The sequence below is a fragment of the Streptomyces ziwulingensis genome, assembly GCF_039542605.1.
GTDB classification, from domain to species: Bacteria; Actinomycetota; Actinomycetes; order Streptomycetales; family Streptomycetaceae; genus Streptomyces; species Streptomyces ziwulingensis.
In genome coordinates this window covers 1-22,966 of record NZ_BAABIG010000073.1, presented here as the reverse complement: position 1 = coordinate 22,966, position 22,966 = coordinate 1, and the positions used below count along the sequence as shown (strand labels likewise).

Sequence of the window (22,966 nt, the reverse complement as noted above, 5' to 3'; positions counted from 1 at the left end):
CACCTCCTGGACCGGCGCGGCCGACCGGCGTTGCCGGGGGCCGCCGGTGAGCTGTGGATCGCGGGTGCGGGCGTGGCCGACGGCTACCTCGACGCGCCCGGGGAGACCGCCGCACGGTTCGTCACCGGGCCGGACGGCGAGCGCCGCTACCGCACGGGCGACCTCGCGCGGTGGCGCGGCTCCGTCCTGGAGTACCTCGGGCGGAACGACCAGCAGGTCAAGATCCGCGGGCACCGGGTCGAGCCGGCGGAGACCGAGGCCGTCCTGCGCGGCCACCCCGGCCTCGCCGACGCCGTCGTCACCGCCGCGGGCCCGCCGGACGGCCGCTACCTGGTCGGCCACGTCGTACCAGGACCGGACGGCGTCCGCCCGGCCGCCGTGTTCGAGACGTATCTGCGCGACCGGCTCCCCGAACACCTGGTGCCCCGGCGGTGGTCGGTCCTCGACGCCCTTCCCACCACCGCGTCGGGGAAGACGGACCGCGCCGCGCTGCCCGACCCCGGCCCGGGCCCCGCCGGGACGGCGGCGGAACCGATGCCGGCGATGCGGCGCCTCGTGGCCAGGGTGTGGGCCGAGGTGCTGCGCGTGGAGCGCGTCGGGCCGGCCGGTGACTTCTTCGCCCTGGGCGGTGACTCCCTGGCCGCGACGCGGGTGGTGGGCCGGCTGCGCGAAGCCCTCGGCCACCGGATCGCCGTACGGGCGCTCTTCGACCGGCCCGTGCTGGGGGACTTCGCCGACGACCTGGAGCGCACGCTGCTGCGGGAGCTGGCGGCCGAGGCCGGCGGGGAGGCGTCATGAGCGGACGTCCGCTGCTCGTCGTGGGCTTCACCTGGTCCTCGGTGGCGGCGCTTGGCGGCTTCCGGGACGACCGCTCGGTGGTCGTCGTCGAACACCCCGCCGTGATCGCCCGGCGCGGGCTGCGCGGGGCACCGGGACGGGCGGCGGTCCTGCGGGAAGTCGTGGCCTGGGACCACCGGACCGCGGCCGCCGCCGACGCCTTCGCCGACGCCCGGCCCGATCTGCGGCCGGCCGCCGTCGCCGCCGTCTCGGACGACGGCGCGCCGTTCGCCGCTCGCCTCGCCGAGCGCCTCGCACTGCCCGGCGCGGGCGTGGCAGCGGCGCTGCTGCTGCGGGACAAGGCGCTGCTGCGCCGCGTCACCGGGGCGGCGGACGTCCCCCAGCCCGAGTGGGAGGAAGTGACGAGCGCCGCCCGCCTGCGGGCGTTCATGACGGCTCACCCCGGCCCCGTGGTCCTCAAGCCGGTGTTCGGGCAGGGCTCCGTCGGCGCGCGGGTCCTGCGCTCTCCCGACGGCAGCGAGGCCGCGTTCGCCGAGTGCGTCGCCGAGTACACCGCCGCGTGCGACGCCGGGCCGGAGCCGGTGCGGATGCTGGCCGAGCGGTGCCTGCGCGGCCCCGAGTACAGCGTGGAACTGCTGGTGGCGGACGGCCGGACGCTGTTCGCCAACGTCACCGCCAAGGAACTGTTCCCCGGGACCCGGCCGGTCGAGCGCGGTCACCTCGTGCCGGCCGCCGTCGCCCCGGATCTGGCGGCGCTGCTGCGCGAGCGGACGGAGCGGGTGGTGCGCGCCATCGGCTTCGGCACCGGCGCGGTGCACGCCGAGTGGATCGTGGAGGCCGGATCACCGCACCTGGTCGAATGCGCCGGACGGCTGCCCGGGGACGAGATCCCGGAACTGATCGACTGGGCGTACGACGTGGAACTGTTCCGCGGCCTGTGGACGCTGCTCGCGGGTGATCCGCTGCCCCGCCCGCCCCGGACGACCGCCCGGCGGGCATCCGCCATCCGCTTCCTGCACACCGGGCCCGGCGTCGTCGAACGGGTCGGCGGCCTCGCGGCGGCCCTCGCGGTGCCGCACGTCGTCGCCTGCCGGTTCCTGACCGGACCCGGCCGTCGTGTCGGCCCGCTGCGCAGTTCGCTCGACCGGGTCGCGTACGCCCTGACCTGCGCACCCACCGGGGAGGAAGCGGTCAGCCGCGCCGAGGAGGCGCTCGCCCGGCTGACCGTCACGACCCGCCCGGAGACCACGACGGCACCAGGAGAAGAGAACCGATGACCACCCCCACCCCCGCCGCAGGCGCCGATGACGGGCCGGCCGGGGAACGTGCCCGCGCCCTGCTCGACCGCCGGCTGGCCGCCGCGCTGGCCGGCCCGGCGGCACCGTCGCCGCACCGGCCCGGACCGCCCCCGTCACGCCGCCCGGCGCCGGTGCCGCTCACCCCCGCCCAGTCACGCCTGTGGTTCCTCGAACAACTCGGCGTCCACGGCCCGGCCTTCCACTCCCGGGTGGTCCTGCGACTGCGCGGCACCCTGGACGAGACGGCCCTGGTGGAGGCGGTACGGGACCTGGCCCGGCGGCACGAGGTGCTGCGCAGCCGGATCGAGGAGCCGCCCGGTTCCGGTCCCGTCAGCCGGGTCGGCGAGGCCGCGGACGTACCGGTGGCGGTCCGCGCGGACCTGCCGCCCGACCGGTGGGAGGCGGTGCTGGCCGAGGAGACCGGCCGGCCCTTCGACCTGACCGCCAAACCTCCATTGCGGGCCGCGCTGCTGCGCGCCGGCGACGAGGCGGTGCTCGCCCTGACCTTCCACCACGTCGCGGTGGACGGCTGGTCACTGGGCATCGTCGGGGCCGAGTTGCCCCGGCTGTACGCGGCCCGGCTGGGCCGGGGCGAGGCCCCGCCGCCCGCCCCGCAGCACACGGACCACGCCGCCCGGCTCGCGCGGACACCGGTGCGGCAGCGGTCCCTGGACTGGTGGGAGGAGACGCTGACCGGCCTCGCCCCGGTGCTCGACCTGCCGACGGACCGCCCCCGGCCCGCGGTCCAGGACCCGGCGGGCGGCGAGGTCCCGCTGTCCCTGCCCCCGGACGCCGCGCAGCGGGTGCGGACGCTCGCGGGGCGGGCCGGCTGCACCCCGGCCATGGTGTTCCTCGCGGCCTGGCAGGCACTGCTGTCCAGGATCTGCGACACCACCGACGTCCCGGTGGGTGTGGTGGAGGCGGGCCGCGGCGACCCCGGCACCGAGGGCATGGTCGGCTGCTTCGTCAACACCGTCGTCGTGCGCACCGACCTCTCCGGTGACCCGACGGGGAGCGAACTGCTGCGCCGGGTCCGCCGGGTGGCGCTCGACGCGTTCGCGCACGCCGACGTGCCGTTCGAGCAGGTGGTGTCCCGGCTGCGGCCCGAGCGCGGCGCCACCGCGGCGCCCGTGGTGCAGGCACTGTTCAACTTCCTCGTCCTCGACGACCGCCTCCCGGCCTTCTGCGGCCTGGAGACGACCCCGGTGATCCCGCCGGTGACCGCAGCCAAGGCCGACCTGCACCTCACCGTCACCGAGGGCCCGGCCGGTTTCACCGGCACCCTCAACCACCGCGCCGAACTGTTCGACGTGTCGACGGCACGTCACCTCGCCTCCTGGTACGGGGACGTGCTGGCACATCTGCTCGACGCCCCCGACCGCCCGGTCGGCGCCGCCGGGTGGACCTCGCCCGCCCCGGCGGTGCTGCGCGGTCCGCTGCGGGAACGCCCCGCGCAGACCGTCCACCCGCGGGTGGAGCGGTGGGCCGACCGTACGCCCGGCGCGCTCGCCGTGGCCGCCCCGGACGGCCGGCTCACGTACCGGGAGCTGGACACCGCCGCCAACCGCGTCGCGCACGCCCTGATCGGCGCGGGAGTCCGCCCGGACGAACCCGTCGCCGTGCTGCTGGAGCCGTCGGTGACGCTGCCGGCCGCGCTGCTGGGCGTCCTGAAGGCCGGCGGCGGCTACCTTCCGCTCGACGCCTCCCACCCACCGGCGCGGATCGCCGCCGTCCTCGGCACCGCCGGGGTACGCACGGTGCTCACCGTCCGGGAGTTCCGCGCGGCCGTCGAGGGCGGGGGCAGACGCGTCCTGCTCCTGGACGACCCCGCGACGCTGCGCGACGCGCCGGACCACCGGCCCCGGGTACCGGTACGCCCCGGCAACCTGCTCCACGTCATCTTCACCTCCGGGTCCACGGGCGCCCCCAAGGGCGTCGCCGTCGAGCACGCCGGGGTGGCCGACTACCTGGACGCGGTGCTGGAACACCTCGGCGAGGACGTGGCCGGCGGCTCGTACGCCGTGCTGTCCACCATCGCCGCCGATTTCGCCCACACCTGCCTGCACGCCGCCCTCACCACCGGCGGCACCGTCCACTTCGTGGCCCGGGAGACGGCGATGGACCCCGGCGCGCTCGCCCGCTACCTGGCCGCACACCCCGTCGACGTGATGAAGCTGGTGCCGAGCCACTTCGCGCTGCTCGCGGCCCACGGCGACCTGGCCGCCCTCCTGCCCCGCAAGCTGCTCTTCTTCGCCGGCGAGGCCCTGCCCTGGTCGATGGTGGACCAGGTCCGGGCCGCCCGGCCGGGGCTGCGGGTCCAGAACCACTACGGGCACACCGAGTCGACGATGGTCCGCATGGTCTGCGACGTCGACGACGTCCCCGCCGCCTCGCGGACCGGCATCGTGCCGCTGGGCCGGCCCGTGGCCAACACCGTCGGTTTCCTCGCCGACCGCGCGGGCCGCCCGCTGCCGCCGGGCGTGCCCGGTGAACTCCTGGTCGGCGGGCCGTGCGTGGCCCGCGGCTACCTCGGCGCACCGGAACTGACCGCGGAGCGCTTCGTCGAGGTGGACGGGCGGCGCATGTACCGCTCGGGCGACGTGCTGCGGATCCGCGGGGACGGCCGGGTGGAGTTCCGGGGCCGGACCGACGACCAGGTGAAGATACGCGGTTTCCGGGTGGAGCCGGGCGACGTGGCCGAGGCGCTGCGCCGCCTGCCCGGCGTGGCCGAGGCCGTGGTCCTCCCCGCCGGCCGGGACGGGCGCCCGGAGCTGTCGGCGTGGCTGGTGCCCGCGACCGGGCACCGCCCGGACCCGACGCAGGTGCGGGCCGCCCTGCGGGACCGTCTGCCGGAGTACATGGTGCCCGCCTCGGTCACCGTCCTGGACCGCCTGCCGCTCACCCCGAACGGCAAGGTCGACCGCCGGGCCCTGCCCCGCCCGGCGCGCACCGCGCCCGAGGAACGCTCCGCACCGCGCACCCCGACCGAGCGACAGGTGGCCGAAATCTGGGCTCAGGTGCTCGGCCGCCCGGAGGTCGGCGCCGACGACGACTTCTTCGACCTCGGCGGGGACTCCTTCGCGGCGGTGCGGGCCGTCCGCGCCTGCGACCCCGCGCTGCGGGTGATCGACCTGTTCACCCGGCCCACCGTCCGTGCGCTCGCCGCCCACCTCGACAGCACCCGCCCTGCTTCCGGCCGGCTGCTGCACCGGCTCGCCGGTCCCGCGCGGCCCCGGGCGACGGTGGTCTGCGTCCCCTACGGCGGCGGGTCGGCGGCGGTGTTCCGGCCGCTCGCCGCCGCCCTGCCGGACGACCTGGCGCTGCTGGCCGCCGAGCCACCCGGCCACGACCCGGCCCGGCCCGACGAGGAGTACTGGCCGCTGGAACGGCTGGCGGACCGCCTCGCCGACGAGGTGGCCGAGACGGTGACCGGTCCCGTCCTCGTCTACGGCCACTCGGTGGGGGCGGCGGGCGCGGTCGCGCTGGCCCGGCGGCTGGAGGCACGCGGGCACGCGGTGGTGGGGGTGGCGGTGGGCGGCAACTTCCCCTCCGCCCGGCTGCCGGGACGGACGGCCGCCCTGGCGAACCGGCTGCTGCCGGTGGAACGGTGGGCGTCCGACCGCCACTACCGGGACGCGCTGCGCGCCACCGGCGGGCTCCTGGACGACATGGACGAGGCCGCCGTCCGCACCGCGCTGCGCGCCATGCGGCACGACGCCGCCGAGGCCCGGTCCTTCTACGGCCGTGAACTGGCCGCCCCCGGGGCCCGGCTGGCGGCTCCGCTGCTGTGCGTGGTCGGTGAGGCGGACCGGTCCACCGAGCTGTACCAGGAGCGACACCGGGAGTGGGAGGCGTTCGCGGACCGTGTCGACCTCGTCACCCTGCCCCGGGCCGGTCACTACTTCCTGCGGCACCAGGCGAAAGCCCTCGCCGCCGTCCTCGACGGACGGATCACGGCGCGGACCGCGGGCCGGCTCCCGGCCCCGCCCACCGTTCCCGGGCCGGACGGTCCCGGCCTGCGTCCCTTCTACACGGTGGCCGCCGGGCAGTTCCTGTCCCTGCTGGGCGGCGCCCTCACCTCGTTCGCGCTGGGCGTGTGGTCGTACCAGCGCAGTGGCCGCGTCCTGGACCTGGCGCTGGTCACGATGCTGGCGACCGTCCCGGCGGTGCTGGCGACGCCGGTCGGCGGCGCCGTGGCCGACCGTGTGGACCGGCGCAAGGTGATGCTGGCCGCCGACGGCGCCGGGCTGCTCGCCATGGCGCTGCTCGCGCTGCTGGCGGCCACCGGAGGGCTGTCGGTGCCGGCCGTGTGCATTCTGGTGACGGTGACCTCGCTGGCCTCGGCCTTCCACCGGCCCGCCTATCTGGCCGCCACCGCCCAACTGGTGCCCAAACCGTATCTTCCCCAGGCCAACAGCCTGGTCGGGCTCGGCATCGGGACGGCCCAGGTCGCCGGGCCGCTGCTCGGCAGCGCTCTCCTGGCGGTCACCGGCCTGTCCGGGGTGACCGCCGCCGGGGTCTGCGCGGGTGTGGCAAGCCTCGTCTCGCTGTGGTGCGTCCGCTTCCCCGACCGGTTGTTCCGCCGGCAGCGCGAACCCTTCGGCCGGGCACTCGCCGGCGGCTGGCGCTACCTGGTGCGCCGCCCGCCGCTGCTGCGGCTGATCGGCTTCGCCGCGGTGCTGAACCTGTTCGCCTCGACGGTGTTCGTCGGGGTGCAGCCGCTCGTCCTGTCCTTCGCGCACGTCACGGACCTCGGCGTGGTGACGACCGCGGGCGGGCTGGGCGCGGTGGCGGGCGCTCTGCTGATGCTGTCGTGGGGCGGCACCCGGCGCCGGGCGACCGGCATGATCGGCGCCACTGTCGCGGTGGGCGCCGGAACCATGCTGATGGGGTCGCACGCGTCCGTTGCGGTGGTGGCCGCGGGACTGGCACTGCGGATGGCCGCCATGGCCGTGCTCAACGCCCACTGGCTCTCGCTGATCCAGGTGAAAGTCGGCCAGGAACTGCAGGGCCGGGTGCTCGCCACCCACCTGATGCTCGCTCTCGCCACCCAGCCGGCCGGCTTCCTCGCGGCGGGCCCGCTGGCCGACGCCGTGTTCACCCCTCTCCTGCGCCACCACGCCGTGCTGCGCGCCCTGGTGGGCGAAGGCCCCGGCCGGGGTATGGCCCTGCTGCTGTTCGGGTGCGGGCTCTGCCTCGTCGTCTTGGGCGTGTGGGGCCTGTGCTGGCGCCCCTTGCGCCACCTGGAGGACGACCTGCCCGACGCGACTCCGGCCCCGGAGACGGCCACCGACCTCGACACCGTCCAGCAGCGGGCGGACGACCGGCTGGCCGAGGCCGAAGGGGCGGCGGGTGTGCGCCGGCACTCAGCCTGATCTTTCTGGTGAGCCCTCCGACGACGCGCCGAACGCGCTCGCTCGAACTCCGGCCCCCCACCGAACGCCCGCGGCATCGGCCGCGGTGGGCTCCTCACCTGAGCTGATGGCCGGTCTGGCAGGAAACTCAGCTATGGCTCGAACAGGTCGCCCGGCTGCCGGTCGGGCGGGTCGGGTGGCGAGCAGGTGTCGGCGGCCCAGCCGACCGCGGGGCCATGTCGGAAGCGAGCGGGCTCCAAACGGTCACGAGGACAGCAGCCCGCATGCCTCGTCGCCGAACTCACCGGATCGCCTCTGCCGGCGGGGTGCCGCCCGGTCGCGGAAGGGGCCGCCCCGGTACCTCGGTCCGACAGGTGCGCGCCGAGAGGCCGGTCACAGCCTCACCTCAACGGGCCTCGTCCAAGGTCCCCGACAGTTTCACGCACTGGATGGCGGGCCCATCCGGGCCTTGGTCCGACCGGATCGGAGCCAATCGACGTCGCGTAGCTCCTCTTTGCACACGAGCGCGCCACGCAGGTCCCCTTCACGCAGGTCCGCACCGGCCGGCAGCACGCCGCTCAGGTCCGCGCCGACCGGGCTCCTGCTCGGTGCCCCCGGTTGCGGAGTCGCCGCAGACGAACTCGCCGCCGTCCCGGGCCGACGGGAGTACCGCGAGACGGCGCTGCGCCTGTTCACCTCCCTGGCGCGGACGTGCCTGACGAGACAGTCGAGGCGCGCCCGGGCAGTGGTCGCCCGCCGCAGGCGCAACGGGCCGGCCGAGGAAGGGGCAAGACTTCCCTCCTGTACGCGGACTGCTGCCTGCTGCCTGCTGGAGGGCATCCTGCGCGTCCTGCGGCCGCGGGAAGCCCACCGCGCGATCGACCTGCGACGGTGTGACCGGACCGCCGTCCGACCGCCGGCGGGTTCCCGATCCCCGGGCCCCTTGACGCCCTTGGTCCGGACCTTTAGGTTCACGCATCACCACAGCGTTCCTGGATACGACCAGAGTTTTAGTACGTGAACACGCCTGTGCCGCTCGGACCCCCACTCTGACCGCCGCCGTGTGCGAAAGGCCGTGCCCCCATGACTGAACCCCTCTCCCGCCTATCCCTGCCCCGTGCCGCTGTCGCCGTGACCGCGCTCGCGCTCGCCGCGGGACTCGTGACGGCCTCGCCGGCCTCCGCCGCCACCGGACGGATCACCGGCCTGGCCGGCACATGCGTGGACGTCGCCGGAGGGGGCAGCGCCAACGGAACGCCGGTGCAGCTCTACGACTGCAACGGCAGCGCGGCCCAGCAGTGGACGGTCGGCGCCGACGGCACCGTCCGGGCGCTCGGGAAGTGTCTGGATGTCGTCGCCGGCTCCGTCGCCAACGGGGCCAAGCTGCAGCTCTGGGACTGCACCGGCGCGGCGAACCAGCGCTGGACGGTGACCGCCGCCCGGGACCTCGTCAACCCCGCCTCCGACAAGTGCGCCGACGCCACCGGGAGTTCCTCGGCGAACGGCACCCGGCTGCAACTGTGGAGCTGCACCGGCGCGGCGAAACCAGAAGTGGACCGCACCGGCCGCCGGTGAGGTCCCCCCGGCCGACGGGCCTCCGATGGCCGTGGCCCCGTACCTGTACAACGGGTGGGGCAGCCCGCCAAGTCCGACCACGGTCACCAACGCGACCGGCGTCAAGTGGTACACCCTCGCGTTCGTCCTCAGCAACGGGTACTGCAACCCGCAGTGGGACGGCAGCCGCCCGCTGACCGGCGGAGTCGACCAGCAGACCGTCAACACCGTGCGGGGCAACGGCGGCGACGTCATCGCGTCGTTCGGCGGATGGAGCGGGAACAAGCTCGAAAGTTCCTGTTCCGGCTCGGGCGAGCTGGCCGCCGCCTACCAGAAGGTCATCGACGCGTACGGTCTGAAGGCCGTCGACATCGACATCGAGGCCGCCGCCTACGACACCCCCGCCGTCCAGCAGCGCACCGTGGACGCGCTGAAGGCCGTGAAGGCCGCCAATCCCGGTATCAAGGTGTACGTCACCTTCGGCACCGGGCAGAACGGTCCCGACACCAGCCTGATCGACCGGGCCGCGGCGGCCGGACTCACCGTGGACGGCTGGACCGTCATGCCCTTCAACTTCGGCGGGAACGGCCAGAACATGGGCACCCTCACCACGCGCGCCGCGGAGGGCCTCAAGGCCGCGGTGAAGAGCGCCTACGGCTACAGCGACGACCAGGCCTACCGGCACATGGGCATCTCCTCGATGAACGGTGTCACCGATGTCGGGGAGACGATCACCGTCGCCGATTTCCGGACCATCCTCGCCTACGCGCAGCAGCACCACCTCGCCCGCCTGACGTTCTGGTCCGTCAACCGCGATCGCCCGTGCTCCGGCGGCGGAGCCGACACCTGCTCCGGAGTCGGCCAGCAGCCCTGGGACTTCACCCGAGTCCTGGCCCAGTACCGGGGCTGACGTGTCCGCCGTGCCCCCACCCACCGCCACCCCCGCACCGCCCACCGCGCACGGCCGGCCCACCGGAGGCCCCATGCTCCCGAGACACACACGCCGACCACGGGTGTCCTGCTCGCTGTGGTCCGTCCTCGTCCTCCTCGCCTCCCTCCTCGGGCTGGCCACCACGTCACCCGCGGCCGCCGAGGCGCAGCCCTTCAGGGTTCTCGCCCTCTACCACGGAACCTGGGACGCGGCCCACATCAGCTTCGTCCGCGAGGCGAACGCCTGGTTCCCGCGGGCCGGAGCGGAGAACGGCTTCACCTACACCGCCACCACCGACTGGAACGTGCTCGCCGACGGCCGTGCGGAGGGGTACGACGTCGTCGTCTTCCTGGACGACGCCCCGGCGAGCCCCGGTCAACGCGCCGGTTTCGAGCGGTACATGCGGGGAGGCGGCGCCTGGCTCGGCTTCCACGTGGCCGCGTTCACCACGCAGTCCCGGGACTGGTCGTGGTACCACGACGAGTTCCTCGGCAGCGGCGACTTCAGGTCCAACACCTGGGGCCCGACCACGGCCCGGCTGCGCGTCGAGGACCACGCCCACCCGTCGACCGCCCACCTGCCCGCCGGCTTCACCTCGTCGGTCAGCGAGTGGTATAGCTGGTCCAACGACCTGCGCGACAACCCGGACATCGACATCCTCGCCTCGGTCGATCCCAGCAGTTTCCCCCTGGGGACCGACCCCGACCAGACCTGGTACGACGGCTACTACCCCCTGGTGTGGACCAACAGCCGCTACCGGATGCTGTACGCCAACTTCGGGCACAACGCGATGAACTACGCGACCGGCACCACCCTGTCGTCCACGTTCGCCAGTGCGACGCAGAACCGATGGCTGCTCGACGGCCTGAAATGGCTCGGCGGCGTCACCGCCCGGCCGCCGGCGGACGCAAGCCCCGCCGAACCTCTGTCGCGGAGCGCTCGGCACACGGCACCGGCCACGCCCCCTCCGATCGGCGTCGACGGATGAGAGCGAAGCGTCGCCTGGCTGTCCTGGCGACCACCCCGGCCGCGTTCGCCGCCGTGGTCCCCCCCCCGCAGCTCGGCGTCGGACACCGCCCACAGGACTCCCGACACCCCGCCCTTGACGCCATCGCCCTCCCGGACACCGGCGCGCCCGGCCGGACCGGAGACGACCGCAGACGGATGACGGAGTGGAACAAGGACTTCCTCGACCGGCTGAAGGAGAGCGACTTCGGAAAGCAGGAAGGCGCCGCCGTGAACAACCACGGCACCGTCCAAGACACGCAGTTCGCCACGCTCGCCTACGCCACGGGCGACAGGCGTCCGGCCCGCAGCACCGTACGGGCCGCCACGGGCGGACGGATCACCGCACAGATCGCCGGGGACGGACGTCAGCCCCAGGAACTCACCCGCACCCGAAGCTGGCACTACTCGACCTTCACCCTGGTCGCGCACACCCGGCTCGCGGCCATCGCGGTGTCCTGGTAGGCGGCGGGCATGAGCGGCTCGCTGCCGCCGGACAGCACCCGCACCCCGGGCAGGCCGGCCAGGACGTCGCCGGAGCCGGGCCGTGGCCGCATCCCGAGCTGGCATTGCGCCGGTACACCGCCACCGACGTGGGGCACACGGCCGCGGACGCCGGCAACCGACGGGCCCGGCCGGCCGTCCGCCTCCTGGAGGCCCCCCGGCGGCGACCTGTGGCGGCCGCGTCCGGCTCCGGAACAGTGGGACTCCCACGCCGGCGGCTGAGCACGCGGTGGACCGCCGGGAGCGGTGGCCGGCCGACGGCTGCACCTCGGCCGGCCACCGCTCCCGGCCGTGTGCGGCCGGGCAGCAGCTCCCCGGCCGCGCGACGGGTGCCGCTCCGGGGACAGCCGCGAACGCGGCCCGGTGCCGGGCGCGGGTGCGGCGCGAGTTCGCGGCGGCCGGTGGGGCCGCCCGCGGTGCGCAGTCGCCGCGGCCCGCCTCGGCGCCGGCGTGTGGCGGGGGCCGCGGTGCCGGACCGGCGAGGCGGTGACGCCGGGTGCACCGGGTGCACCGGGTGCACCCGGGAACCGTCCGACCAGGCGCGCGTACCCGCCAGGTACGCGCGGTCGAGCCGGCGCAAGGCGAGGCTCGTGGGGCCGGTCCGGAAACAGTCCGACAAGCCTCCGGAAATCCGGTGCACATGTTCTCGGCCACTTTCGCGGACGCGGGCCGAGGCCATGGCATTCCGAGCCGTCTCCACCTCTTCCCGGCCGTACCGGCGGGCCGCTCCCTCCCTTTCACGAGCCCAGCCGGACGGCCGTGCTCAGGGCGCTGATGTGCCCGCCGTGCCACAGACCGGGCGGCCGAGAGTGCGGCTTCCGACGACCGGCGGGCGGCGGCCCGTCCGGGGCGCGGCCGGGCGCGCGGAGTGAGGCGCCGCAGGCGGGCGCACGCGGAACCAGGACGGTGCCGGGCATGAGCGCCCGGACGTCCCGCCCGTACGGCGAACGACTCCAAAGTGGCGCGAACGCACGTTGCCCCTCCGTTTCGGGACGCGCAGCCTGGGGTGGGAGCGCTCCCACTCGCCGACATCCCTATCGGCGAACAGACATCCCCCCACCGAGGAGAAGAGAATCATGGATTGTCATGCGCATGCCCCACGCATGCGGAGCCGACTGACGCTCATGCTGACCGCTATGGTCGCCGCGCTGCTCAGCGTCGTCTCCTGGAGCGGCACGGCCGTCGCCCACGGCTCGGTCATCGACCCGGCCTCCCGCAACTACGGCTGCTGGCTGCGCTGGGGCAGTGACTTCCAGAACCCCGCCATGGCCCAGCAGGACCCCATGTGCTGGCAGGCGTGGAACGCCGACCCCAACGGCATGTGGAACTGGAACGGCCTGTACCGCAACGGCTCCGGCGGCAACTTCCAGGCCGCCGTCCCGAACGGCCAGTTGTGCAGCGGCGGGCGGACCGAGGGCGGCCGCTACAACGCACTGGACGCCGTGGGCCCATGGAAGACCACGGACATCGGCGCCACCTTCGACGTCAAGTTGTACGACCAGGCCAGCCACGGCGCCGACTACTTCCTGGTCTACGTCACCAGGCAGGGCTTCGACCCCACGACCCAGCCCCTGACCTGGAACGACCTCCAGATGGTGGCCCGTACCGGCCGGTACGCGCCCAGCCAGAACTACACGATCCCCGTGAGCACGTCCGGCTACAGCGGTCGCCATGTCGTCTACACGATCTGGCAGGCGTCGCACATGGACCAGACCTACTTCCTGTGCAGTGACGTGAACTTCCGCTGACCCGACACATCGGCGGACCGCTCCGCCGGACACGGCACGCCGTCCGGCGGGGCGGCGTGCCGTGGGAATCCACGGACCGGCCGCGGCGGCCGTGGTCGGACCGCACTGCCACACCACCGCACCGGCACCACCGCGCAAGCGACCTCGCTCCCGGAGCCGACATGTCCCGACGCCGCCGGACCGGGCCAGTTCTGCTGGCCCTCCTGCTGACCACCCTGACCACCCTGACCGCCCTGCCCGCCGCCGCGGCCCCCGCCCCCGGTTCGGGTCCGCCCGCCTCGGCGCACGTCCCCGCGCACCGGACCGGGGCTCGGGAGGCGGCGCCGGCCGTCCCGCTGCCCTCGCTCAGCGCCACCACGACCCAGGTCGCCTCCGGGCTGCGCAGACCCACCGCGCTCGTCGCCCCGCACGACGGCTCGGGCCGGCTGTTCATCACCGAGAAGTCCGGCACCGTCCGCGTCTACCACCCGGACACCGGCCTGGCGCGCACCCCGCTGCTGGACATCACCGCGGCCGTCGACGAATCGGGCAACGAACGCGGCCTCCTCGGCATCGCCCTCCCTCCCGACTTCGCCGACAGCCAGGAGGTGTACCTGGCGTACACGGCACCGCCCGCCGGAGCCGTCACGCTCGCCCGCCACCGCCTCGGCGACAAGCGCGCGGAGGTCCTGCTCACCCAGGAGCACGCCGAGTTCAGCAACCACAACGGCGGCCAGCTCGCCTTCGGCCCCGACGGCAACCTGTACTGGAGCATCGGCGACGGCGGCGGCTCAGCGGACCCCCTGCGCGCCGGCCAGCGGCTGGACACCCTGCTGGGCAAGATCCTGCGGATCGACGTCAGCCGCGCATGCGGGTCCCTCCCCTACTGTGTCCCCGCCGACAACCCCTTCGTGGACACCCCCGGCGCCCGTGCGGAGATCTGGCTGTACGGCCTGCGCAACCCGTGGCGGTTCTCCTTCGACGAGGCCGACGGCTCGCTGTGGATCGGCGACGTCGGCCAAGGCCGCTGGGAGGAGGTCGACCACCTCGCGCCCGGCCGAGCGGGCGCGAACCTCGGCTGGTCCTGTTACGAGGGCCTGGAGAGGTTCACCGGCGGCACCTGCCCGCCCGGTGAGGAGTACACCGAGCCGGTCTTCACCTACTCCCCGTACACCGGTGGCTGTTCGGTCATCGGCGGTCACGTCTACCGCGGCCGGGACCACGCCGACCTGGTGGGCGGCACGTACATCGCCACCGACTACTGCTCCGCCACCGTATGGGCGCTGCGCCCGGACGGCACGGGCGGCTACGAACAGGCCGAGATCGGGGAGATGCCGACCCAGGTGACGTCGATCGGTACGTCGGCGGAGGGCGAGTTCTACGTGGTCAACGACCTGCCGGGCGGCCTGCACCGGGTGTCGTTCGCGCGCGAGGAGCCGACCTGCCGGGTGGAGCGGACCGTACGCGCCTGGGGCACCGGCACGACGGTCGACCTCACCCTCACCAACACGGGCGACACCCCGGTGCACGGCTGGACGCTCGAATTCCCGCTGGCCCTCGGGCAGACCGTCGTCTCCGACTGGAACACCGACCTGGTCCAGGGCGGCAACATCATCACGGCCGCCGACGCCGGGCACAACGCCACGATCCCCGCGGGAGCGAGCGTCACCCTCGGCTATCTCGCCGAGCACACCGGCGACTCCTCCCCGCCGCCACGGTTCACCCTCGACGGGGACGCCTGCGCCGTCGCCCCCTGAACCGCCGCGCACCCGACAAAAACGTGCCCGCGACCGGGCGCGCTTCCGTCGGGTGCGTCCCGACCACCTCCGTCCGCCCGTTGCCGCCGACCATGGCGGGCCGGAGCGCGACGCTCCGGCCAGGTGCGGGGGGCCGGCACCGTCGCCGCGCCCTCCGGTTACGGTGGGGCCGCCGCGTCCTTCTCCTCCGACGCCGCGGTCGAGGCCGGCACCCGCCGCCCAGCCCTCGCCCGCTCCACGCCGACTGTCCCCCCGGCCACCGTGTGCTGCTCGACCAGGTCCGCCAAGTGTTCCTGGCTCTCGTCGGAGGGATGCGGCCACGCGCTGCGCGTACGGTCGTTGATGACCCAGGGCAGTGTCGCCGCCCTGTGCAGGTCCACCTTCAGCCAACCTCCAGCACAGTTGACCGGGGCACGGGTGCAAAACCCTCGGACGTGCACGTGTTGACGATGGCCTCGTAGAAGTGCCTGCTGCGGCTGCCGGTGACCGCCACCGCCGCACTGCACGCCCGCAGCCAGGGGATGGGTCGGCCCCCTCGCCGCCCCGGACTGCAGGAACCGGCCATGCCCCGCACCTCGCCCACCGCAACGGAACTAGTAGGGCTTGGTCAGGTTTGTATGGGTGTGGGTATGTTGCGGTGGCAGGTGGGGCAGGCGCCGGTCCAGGTGGCGAGGAGTGTCTGCAGGTCCCGGACGACTTGGTAGAGGCTCAGGCTGGCGCCGGATCTTTTGGGTCTCGCGTCAGTCGTCGCAGGGTGCAGAAGGCATGGGCGGCGGAGACGAGGGTGACGTGGTGGTGCCAGCCGGTGAAGGTGCGGCCCTCGAAGTGGCCCAGGCCCAGAGCTTGCTTCATCTCGCGGTAGTCATGTTCGACGCGCCGGCGGAGCTTGGCCAGCCGCACCAGTGTGGCCAGGGGCATCCCGGAGGGCAGGTTCGACAGCCAGAACTGCACCGGTTCCTTCTCGTCGGCCGGCCACTCCGCCAGTAGCCACCGCTCAGGCAGCTCCGGATCATCGGCGGCCTTGTTGACGCCGCGTCCGGCCGGGCGGACCCTGAGGGCGACGAAGTGTGAGTACATGCGCTTGACGCCGCTGCGGCTCTTGCCCGGCTGGGAGCCTTCCCGCCAGGACACCGGCCGTGCGGCCGCCTTCCCTGCCGCGATGACCAGGTCTTTCACGGCATGGGCGGGCTCGGGGTACTGGGCTGCCGGCGGTCGCCCGGTGCCCGCGTAGGTGGGCTGGACGGGCCGGGCCTCGGCCGGATGAGCGGTGTGACGGCCCGAGATACCGACCGCGTAGGGCAGGTCCCGTTCCTCCAGCCCGTGGCGGAAGGCGGCGGCATCGCCGTAGCCGGTGTCCGCGACCACCAGCGGGATGTCGATGCCCCACGAGAGGGTCTCGTCGATCATGTCCAGGGCCGGCTGCCACTTCTCCACATGCCCCACCCGGTCGGGGATGCCGCAGCGACCACGGCGGGCGACCTTGACCGGATCGGCCTCGGGCGAGGCCGGGTCCCAGGACGCGGGCACGAACAACCGCCAGTTGACGGCCGCGGAGGCACGGTCGGTGGCCAGGTGCACCGAGACGCCCACCTGGCAGTTGGTGACCTTGCCCGCGGTGCCGGTGTACTGCCTCGACACGCACGCCGAGGCGTCCCCGTCCTTGAGGAACCCGGTGTCGTCGATGATCAGGGCTTCCGGGTTGATCACCTCGTGCATCCTCCAGCCCAGCCGGGCCCGCACATGGGCCGGATCCCACGGGCTGAAGGTGATGAAATGCGCCAGTGCCTGCCGGTTGCCGTCCTCGCCGAGACAGGCCGTCATCGGCTCCACCGATTTGCGTCTGCCGTCCAGCAGCAGCCCGCGCACATACGCCTGTCCCCACCGCCGCTGGTCCGCCCGGAAGAACCCGCCGAACAACTCCGCCGCGAACGCCTCCAGGTCCTCCCGGACCCCGGCCAACTCCTCAGGTGTCACACCACCCCAACAACACTCGCAGACCAACGGACACGCCACTCACGAGTGAATCTGACCAAGCCCTACTAGGCCCAGGCGGGAAACAGCGGTTATGCCCACGCAGTGGGCGCCGCCGTCCGTGATGCCCCCGCCCGTCGCGGCCTGGATGAACCACTGTGGTCAGTGGGAGTCGTCGGCTCTTCCCGGACGCAGCAGTTCCGACATGCGGTTGAGCGCTTCGGCGGTCCGGGCCTCCTGTTCCTCTTTCGCCAGTCTGACGAAGGCCAGCTCCGATGTGCACCGTTCACGCAGGTCGTCCCGGTCGAACCAGCGAAGAGGGTGACGGGGGTCGCCGGGGTCGTAGACGCCTTGTCCGTACGCCTCCATGAGGGTCAGGTCATACCGCCGGTGGCCGTGACTTTCGTCCGGCGGGAGGAGGCCGCCCACCATGCGGTTCATCCAGTCCTCGCGGATCGAGCGTTCGTCGTCGGGTTCATCGGCATCGGGGTCGTAGCCGAACACGTCATCTGCGTTCCGGAGTCCGGAGAACATGTCGAGGACGTCGCCGATCTGAGGCGGATCGGTGTTCTGGATGACGATCCACAGGGCGTACTCGTCGGCCAGGCACTGAGGACGCGGGACACGCCCTTGTCCCAGTTCGCTGCCGATCCGCATGATGCGCTCACCCATGCGCACCAGCCAGTGGTTGTTGACCTGGGTGAGAGCCAGTTCAGGCAGGTCGCGCAGCAGGTTGACGTCCCGGATCGTCGCCTCGCCTTTCAGGTAGGCGGCGAACTCGTAGTTGAACGAGGTGTCCAGGTGCAGCTTGCCGTCCCGGGTGGGGGCGAAATCGGAGAAGTCGACGGTGTTGGCCAGGGCCATGGCGTCTGCCGGGGTGAGCGGCTCACCCGTGAAAGACCTGTTGAACAACTGCACGACATCGGTGACCGACTGGTCGATCTCGACGCGCTCTTCGGCCCCCGGAGCGGCCTCGGCATCAGTCAGTTGCCTCAGCGCTGTGACGCTGAGCTTCAGTGCCCGGGCGAATCCTTGCAGGTTGTCCGCCCGGAACCCGTCCAGTGCGCTGGCACTGTCTGCGCTGTTCTCGAAGCGCCGCCAGGTCGCCAGAGATACATCAGCGCGTCGAGCCGTCTCCTGCTGTGTGAGGTTCAGCTCGGCACGGCGTCGCTTCACCGCGTTGTTCGCCGATTCCTTGGCCATGCTCGCCCCTTCGCGTGTCCGGCAGGCAATCCCCATTGAGGTTAGCACTCATTGAGTGCTCATTTGATGTTGGGTGGAGGTTGGTTGTGGTGCAGGACAGGGACGGCCGGCTGTCGGACCGGCATACCGAGCCGGGCACGGCATGCGAGCCGCTGTGGCCTACGGGACAGCGGCACCACTGGATGCGAGGCCGCTTGACCGTTCAGTCCGTGGCCGGGGGCGGCGGGGCGAGGGGGAGAGCATCGCCCGGGCGGACGAAGACGACGGTGTGGCGAGCGCGTGTGAGCGCAACCCGAAGCAGCCGCCGTACCTCATCCGTGCGTTTCGCATCCCATTGCGCGTCGAGGAGTTTCGAACCGTAGATGCCCCATCCCGTGTCCAGCCGACGAGGCCGTGATTTTAGCGTCCACGGTCCCACGTGAAGCTCCGGTACCCCCATCCACCGGTGCGTTGTCGTACCCCTCGTGCAAGATGGAGGACTGCCTCCACGCGACGGTGCGGCGGCAGTCGGGGACTGCTGCATTCAAGGGGGAGTTCGTGTTCCAGCGTCATCTTCATCGTCATGACGACGTCGATCTGGTGATGTCCGCGCTGGGGAGTGATCCCCAGCGCCTGCCGGTCCTGATCACATGGGGTGCGGCACTGCGGCGGGATGTGGCTTCGGCGCTGCGGGAGGTCATCGCGACCGGAGCGTGGCAGAGCGATTTCCGTGTCCGCAGCGCCGCAGCCAATTGGCGTGAGGAACCCCGCTTCCAGGTCTTCCTCGACCAGGGGCTCGAAAAGCGCCGTAACCGCAGCCCCAAATATGAGCACTTGGACGCCGCTTTGCTGTCGTTCCCCGAGACCCGCGCCGCTCTCTACCGGGTGAGCGCGGCGCAGTGCCCGCAGCACTGCCGCACGGAGACCGGCACCGTTGCCGAGGACCGTCATGTGAATGACTACCGTGAGGCATTGTTCGGCTGGTACGCCGCCATCCAGCACGCGCACGCCTGCGTCGTGAGGGCGGCACGCTGGTTTACGGACGCCCAACCGTCCGACTCCCGCCGGCCTGAGACCTTCACCGACTGGATGAGCGGAACGCGGCGCCGCCGCAGCAGCGGCACTGCGGAGGAGATGGAGCCGGCCACCCAGCGTGCCTTGCAGGAGATCATCCTGATGATGCACGCCTGGAGCCCGCACACCTTCGAAGCCATCGACGTGGCCTTCCAAAGGGCGGAGGGAGAAGACGCATCCCACGCCTGGGGCGGCAGCTTCGAGCCCGCCGGCCGGCCCGAAGCCCAAGCCGCCGCGGAAGCACTCGCGAGCGTCCTGACCTCACGAGAACGCCGGCAGGTCCGGGACGTCATCGACGGTATCGAGGCCGACGACGAGGACCGCGACATGGACCTGGCGAAGGACAGCACACTGGCCTGCACCAGCGACCGCCACCGCACCTACGGCGCCGAATCCGGCGAGCGTGAGGAGTGCGCCACGGCCCGGGCCCGCGTGTACGAGGAGGCCTCCCAGCCCTGGAGCGAGGGCGTCGACCACGCGGCCGACGCCGCCCGCCTCGCGCGGTTCCTGCTCGGACCCCGCAGCGACCGAATCCGCACCGCCCTCGCCGCGGCCCGCGCGTCCGTCGCCCGGGATGCCACCGAGACGACGCCGCAGGTCTGGCACGACAAAGCCCAACTCTTGAGGGAAGCCCGTGAAGCCGCGGGACTCGATCTCCAGGACGCAGCTGGCCACCTGGGCATCAAGTCCGCCACGCTCGAGCGCTTCGAACAGGCAACGGGCAAGCTCCCCGGACGCCCGGTCTCCCTCGGATACCTCCAACTCCTCACTCTGGCCTGCACCCAGGCAGGCCGCACCGCTCCCGCCTGCATCCCGCAGGCCATCTCCCAGCCGGTGATCTCACTGCCGACCACCCTGTAAGACACCACCGCACCCACATCCCCGGCCGGGCGCCCCTGCGGCAGACCGGCTGAACCACAGACCTAGATGCACCGGCACCCGAACCCACCAGCGGAGGTCTTCCGTGAAACGCGAGCGCGCCACCACGCTCCTCAACGACATGCTCGACCGGATGGAAGAGGGAGGCTGGCCGCTGGACCTCGTCGACGAGGTCCTCGTCTTCGGCTCCTACGCACGCGGCGCACTGAACCCTTCAGACGTCGACCTGGTCGTCGAGCACCGCAGGGACGACCGTCTCACCTCCGAGTTCCTTCACTCCCTGTCCTACGGTGGCGACCCCTCCGCCTCGATGAAGCGCGCCCTCAAGGGCAGAAGCCGCGGCCTGCAGATCCACTTCGGTGAACGCAAGAGCCTCGAAGCGGAAGGATTCGAACTGACCTTGCTGTGGACCCGGGGCGAACCCGTCGATGCCGCCCGCGCCCGGCTCGCCGCCATCACTCCCGACCCCGAGGCAGGCCGGGCCCCACGCGACCACATGATCGAAGCCTTCGACGGCATCGACCGCTGGGTCCCGCGCCCGGTCCGCATCGATCTCACCGACCTCGTCGACCGCAAGGCCGCCACCATCCGCCAACTCCAGCTCCCCGACGCCGAACCCGCCCATCCCGCAGCCCTCGAAGCTCTCACCCGCTGGAGCGAGACCAGCCCGCTGCGCCGCGCCGCGGCAGCCGTCCTCGCTCACCTCGAAGCCACCTCCCGCCCCCTCGACTCCGTCTACCTGCACGGGGAACCGGTCATCGGCAGCCGCTACAGCGACACCACCTGGCAGACCGGCATCGGATTCGGCTGGAGCCACTACCGCAGCATCTCCCACCACCTGCAGGAGGGCACCGACTGGTTCGAGGTCGTCCGCCCCACCCGGACCCAGCCCCTGCACGCCCTCCATATCACCGTCCAGGACCGCTCCGCCCTCCCCCGCCCGTGACCGGAACGCCCATGCCCGGGTGAGTCCCCGTCGACGAACGCCTCACCATCGGATGCCCACCGCGCTCCTGGTGCACGCGGTGACGGATCTCTTCAGGCAGGGCCGATGTAGGCGGCCAGCCGTTGCTGCCAGATCGCGTCCCCTTCAGGCAGGACAGCGCGGGAGATCTGCTGGAGGGTGCCGTCGTCGCGCCAGCGAATGAAGCGGCGCCGGCAGGCCTGGAAGGGGCCCAGGGCCGGGGGAAGCCGTGTCCACGCCTGTCCGGTGCAGGCGATGTGGACGATGGCTTCCAGGCTCTGCCGTTCGCCGCGGGGACGGCCCCGGTATGCGACCGCGCGGGCAGCAGCCCGGACAGCGTCTGCCAGGCGACATCGCTGGTCCTCGGCCGCCACACCGGCATCCCGCCGGCCAGCGACAGCAGTTCATCGACCCGACGCCGCTGCTCTGACAACAACAGTGCCCGTCGCACACTCTGCTCCGCCAGCCAGGCGGTGATGTGCTCGTCGTCCGGGGCGCCGGGCCACCACTCAACACCGTCCGGGAGCCCGGTCAGGTGATAGCGGCAGGCCCACCACATGCGTTGCCAGGCCACTGGCCGGGGCGGTGTGGCGTAGCTGACGTGGTTGCTTATTGATCTTGGTTGTTGCCTGATGTTGCTCAGCTGTACTGAGCGGTGGGTCTGTTCCGTGGGTGGGGTTTTACGCGGAGTCGAGTGTCCGGCGCCGGAGGATAGGTGGGATGAGCTGGTTCTTTGGTGCTGCGCAGTGAGCTGAGTAGGGCAGCGGTTTTTGCTCAGTGTGGTTGGCGCGCCTATAGGTACCGGTGCGGGCCGGTCTTGTGAGGGCGGCAAGGGGCCGTGTGGTGGTTCAGCGGGTGGTCAGGCGTTGCCAGAGCAGGTCGTGGTCGGCGGGTGCGAGGCGGGGCAGGTGGAGGCGGCCGGCCAAGTCGTGGAGGAAGGCGGTCTGCTGGATGCGTGCCAGGGGGTAAGGGGGCAGGCGGTCCAGGGCTGTGGCGAGGGTGAGGGTCTCGGGGTAGGTGATCAGGTTCCGGCAGGTCAGTGTGGGGGAGGCCGGGCCTGAGGCGAGGTGGGGGTTGGCGGTGGTGAGCTGGCGCAGGCGGCTGTGCCAGCGGGCGTGGAGGTGCTGGTGGTGGTCGTACCAGCGCGTGGTGATCGTCGATGCCCAGCTGAGAGAAACCGCCGTGGGCGGGCGGCGGGTGGCGAGGCGGGCACGGGTGAGTTCGGGCAGGGAGCGGATATTGAGAGGGGTGCGCTGTCGGGAGTCGCTGGCGGCCTGCTGGTGGCGGGTGCAGATCAGGGCCCGCGGCAGGTTAGGTGCCGGGTGGATCCAGGCGGGTACGGCTGTGTGCGGGCTGCGGCGAGCGGTGCAGGCGGTGCACGCAGGCAGCGGCTGCATCGCGGGCTGGACGGGCTGCCAGCGGGCGATGGCGGCGTGGGCCGTGCCGATGGCGGCGGGCGGGGGCTGGCGGGCCAGTGCGCGGGAGAGATGTGCGGACGGGATGCGGGTGAAGTCGGACAGGCGGCGGGCGGCTTCGTTGCTGAGGTGGATTTCGGTGGCGGGCGGGGCCGCGGGGGTGCCGGTGGCGGTGATGTGCAGGCCGTCGAGGAGTTGGGCGGCACTGAGGTGGTAGGCGGCTGCGAGGCGGGTGAGGTAGGAGGTGGTGGCCTCGCGGGGCAGCGGCCTCACGCGCAGCGCGCCCGGCAGGCTGGGCCACATGGTGCCGGCTCGCAACGCGGGGCGGCTCGAGGTGAACCGTTCCGGGTTCGGTGGAGACTCGATTCCGTGAAAGGATTGAGTCATGGCACGTCCCTCCTCCTATCCCGTTGAGCTGCGCAAACGAGCGGTCCGTATGGTCGCCGAGGTCCGTGGTGACTATCCGAACGAGTCGGCCGCGCTGCGGGCGGTCGCCCAGAAGCTAGGTATTGGTTCGGCCGAGACCCTGCGGAACTGGGTGAAGCGCGACGAG

At 72.7% G+C, this 22,966-nt stretch carries 12 protein-coding genes and 4 pseudogenes; 11 read left to right on the top strand and 5 right to left on the bottom strand.

What is annotated here, in order from left to right:
- The 8 genes and pseudogenes from ABEB00_RS29995 to ABEB00_RS29960 form a co-directional block, all read left to right on the top strand.
- On the top strand, positions 1 to 798 hold a 798-nt coding region (locus ABEB00_RS29995), incomplete at its 5' end, for a phosphopantetheine-binding protein (protein WP_345623706.1).
- The gene (locus tag ABEB00_RS29990) at positions 795 to 2,075 is read left to right on the top strand and encodes an ATP-grasp domain-containing protein (RefSeq protein ID WP_345623705.1); all 1,281 of its coding nucleotides are present in this window, start codon (positions 795 to 797) and stop codon (positions 2,073 to 2,075) included. The genes ABEB00_RS29995 and ABEB00_RS29990, both read left to right, overlap by 4 nt.
- Complete coding sequence (locus tag ABEB00_RS29985; protein ID WP_345623704.1) at positions 2,072 to 7,471, top strand: non-ribosomal peptide synthetase/MFS transporter; 5,400 nt, start codon at positions 2,072 to 2,074, stop codon at positions 7,469 to 7,471. The genes ABEB00_RS29990 and ABEB00_RS29985 overlap by 4 nt, the downstream gene beginning before the upstream one ends.
- A 1,062-nt stretch (positions 7,472 to 8,533) precedes the next feature.
- Positions 8,534 to 9,914 (top strand): annotated as a pseudogene (locus tag ABEB00_RS29980) (ricin-type beta-trefoil lectin domain protein).
- Positions 9,915 to 9,987: 73 nt separating this feature from the next.
- A pseudogene (locus ABEB00_RS29975) lies at positions 9,988 to 10,875 on the top strand (ThuA domain-containing protein); the annotation flags it as partial.
- 161 nt (positions 10,876 to 11,036) lie between these two features.
- Positions 11,037 to 11,666: pseudogene (locus ABEB00_RS36145) on the top strand (alginate lyase family protein); the annotation flags it as partial.
- 854 nt (positions 11,667 to 12,520) lie between these two features.
- Complete coding sequence (locus ABEB00_RS29965; RefSeq protein ID WP_425586591.1) at positions 12,521 to 13,192, top strand: lytic polysaccharide monooxygenase auxiliary activity family 9 protein; 672 nt, start codon at positions 12,521 to 12,523, stop codon at positions 13,190 to 13,192.
- A 161-nt stretch (positions 13,193 to 13,353) separates the two neighbouring features.
- A complete protein-coding gene (locus ABEB00_RS29960; protein ID WP_345623698.1) occupies positions 13,354 to 14,928 on the top strand; it encodes a PQQ-dependent sugar dehydrogenase in 1,575 nt (524 codons plus the stop codon).
- A 158-nt stretch (positions 14,929 to 15,086) separates the two neighbouring features.
- On the opposite strand, the gene ABEB00_RS29955 is transcribed toward ABEB00_RS29960, so the two are convergent.
- From ABEB00_RS29955 to ABEB00_RS29945, 3 genes are all read right to left on the bottom strand, one after another.
- The gene (locus tag ABEB00_RS29955; protein ID WP_345623696.1) at positions 15,087 to 15,308 is read right to left on the bottom strand and encodes a hypothetical protein; all 222 of its coding nucleotides are present in this window, start codon (positions 15,306 to 15,308) and stop codon (positions 15,087 to 15,089) included.
- A 328-nt stretch (positions 15,309 to 15,636) separates the two neighbouring features.
- Entirely contained in the window at positions 15,637 to 16,902 is a 1,266-nt protein-coding gene (locus ABEB00_RS29950; RefSeq protein ID WP_345623694.1) for an IS701 family transposase, read from the bottom strand.
- 159 nt (positions 16,903 to 17,061) lie between these two features.
- A complete protein-coding gene (locus ABEB00_RS29945) occupies positions 17,062 to 18,102 on the bottom strand; it encodes a helix-turn-helix domain-containing protein (RefSeq protein ID WP_345623692.1) in 1,041 nt (346 codons plus the stop codon).
- Between the two features lie 537 nt (positions 18,103 to 18,639).
- Between ABEB00_RS29945 and ABEB00_RS29940 the strand changes: the two genes are divergently transcribed.
- Complete coding sequence (locus ABEB00_RS29940; protein WP_345623690.1) at positions 18,640 to 20,016, top strand: helix-turn-helix domain-containing protein; 1,377 nt, start codon at positions 18,640 to 18,642, stop codon at positions 20,014 to 20,016.
- Positions 20,017 to 20,119: 103 nt separating this feature from the next.
- On the top strand, positions 20,120 to 20,980 hold the full coding sequence (locus ABEB00_RS29935) for a nucleotidyltransferase domain-containing protein (protein ID WP_030565460.1): 861 nt from the start codon (positions 20,120 to 20,122) through the stop codon (positions 20,978 to 20,980).
- A 92-nt stretch (positions 20,981 to 21,072) separates the two neighbouring features.
- On the opposite strand, the gene ABEB00_RS29930 is transcribed toward ABEB00_RS29935, so the two are convergent.
- The gene (locus tag ABEB00_RS29930) at positions 21,073 to 21,372 is read right to left on the bottom strand and encodes a transposase (protein WP_345623688.1); all 300 of its coding nucleotides are present in this window, start codon (positions 21,370 to 21,372) and stop codon (positions 21,073 to 21,075) included.
- Positions 21,373 to 21,846: 474 nt separating this feature from the next.
- A complete protein-coding gene (locus tag ABEB00_RS29925) occupies positions 21,847 to 22,800 on the bottom strand; it encodes a TniQ family protein (RefSeq protein ID WP_345623687.1) in 954 nt (317 codons plus the stop codon).
- On the opposite strand from ABEB00_RS29925, the pseudogene ABEB00_RS29920 reads away from it, so the two are divergent.
- Positions 22,799 to 22,966 (top strand): annotated as a pseudogene (locus tag ABEB00_RS29920) (IS3-like element ISMyma3 family transposase); the annotation flags it as partial. The gene ABEB00_RS29925 and the pseudogene ABEB00_RS29920 sit on opposite strands and share 2 nt — an antisense overlap.

Excerpts from the sequence above, each read along its gene's own strand:
- ABEB00_RS29960 (WP_345623698.1), top strand. The coding sequence starts at position 13,354 with ATGTCCCGACGCCGCCGGACCGGGCCAGTTCTGCTGGCCCTCCTGCTG.
- ABEB00_RS29945 (WP_345623692.1), bottom strand. The coding sequence starts at position 18,102 with ATGGCCAAGGAATCGGCGAACAACGCGGTGAAGCGACGCCGTGCCGAG.
- ABEB00_RS29925 (WP_345623687.1), bottom strand. The coding sequence starts at position 22,800 with ATGACTCAATCCTTTCACGGAATCGAGTCTCCACCGAACCCGGAACGG.
- ABEB00_RS29965 (WP_425586591.1), top strand. The coding sequence starts at position 12,521 with ATGGATTGTCATGCGCATGCCCCACGCATGCGGAGCCGACTGACGCTC.
- ABEB00_RS29990 (WP_345623705.1), top strand. The coding sequence starts at position 795 with ATGAGCGGACGTCCGCTGCTCGTCGTGGGCTTCACCTGGTCCTCGGTG.
- ABEB00_RS29985 (WP_345623704.1), top strand. The coding sequence starts at position 2,072 with ATGACCACCCCCACCCCCGCCGCAGGCGCCGATGACGGGCCGGCCGGG.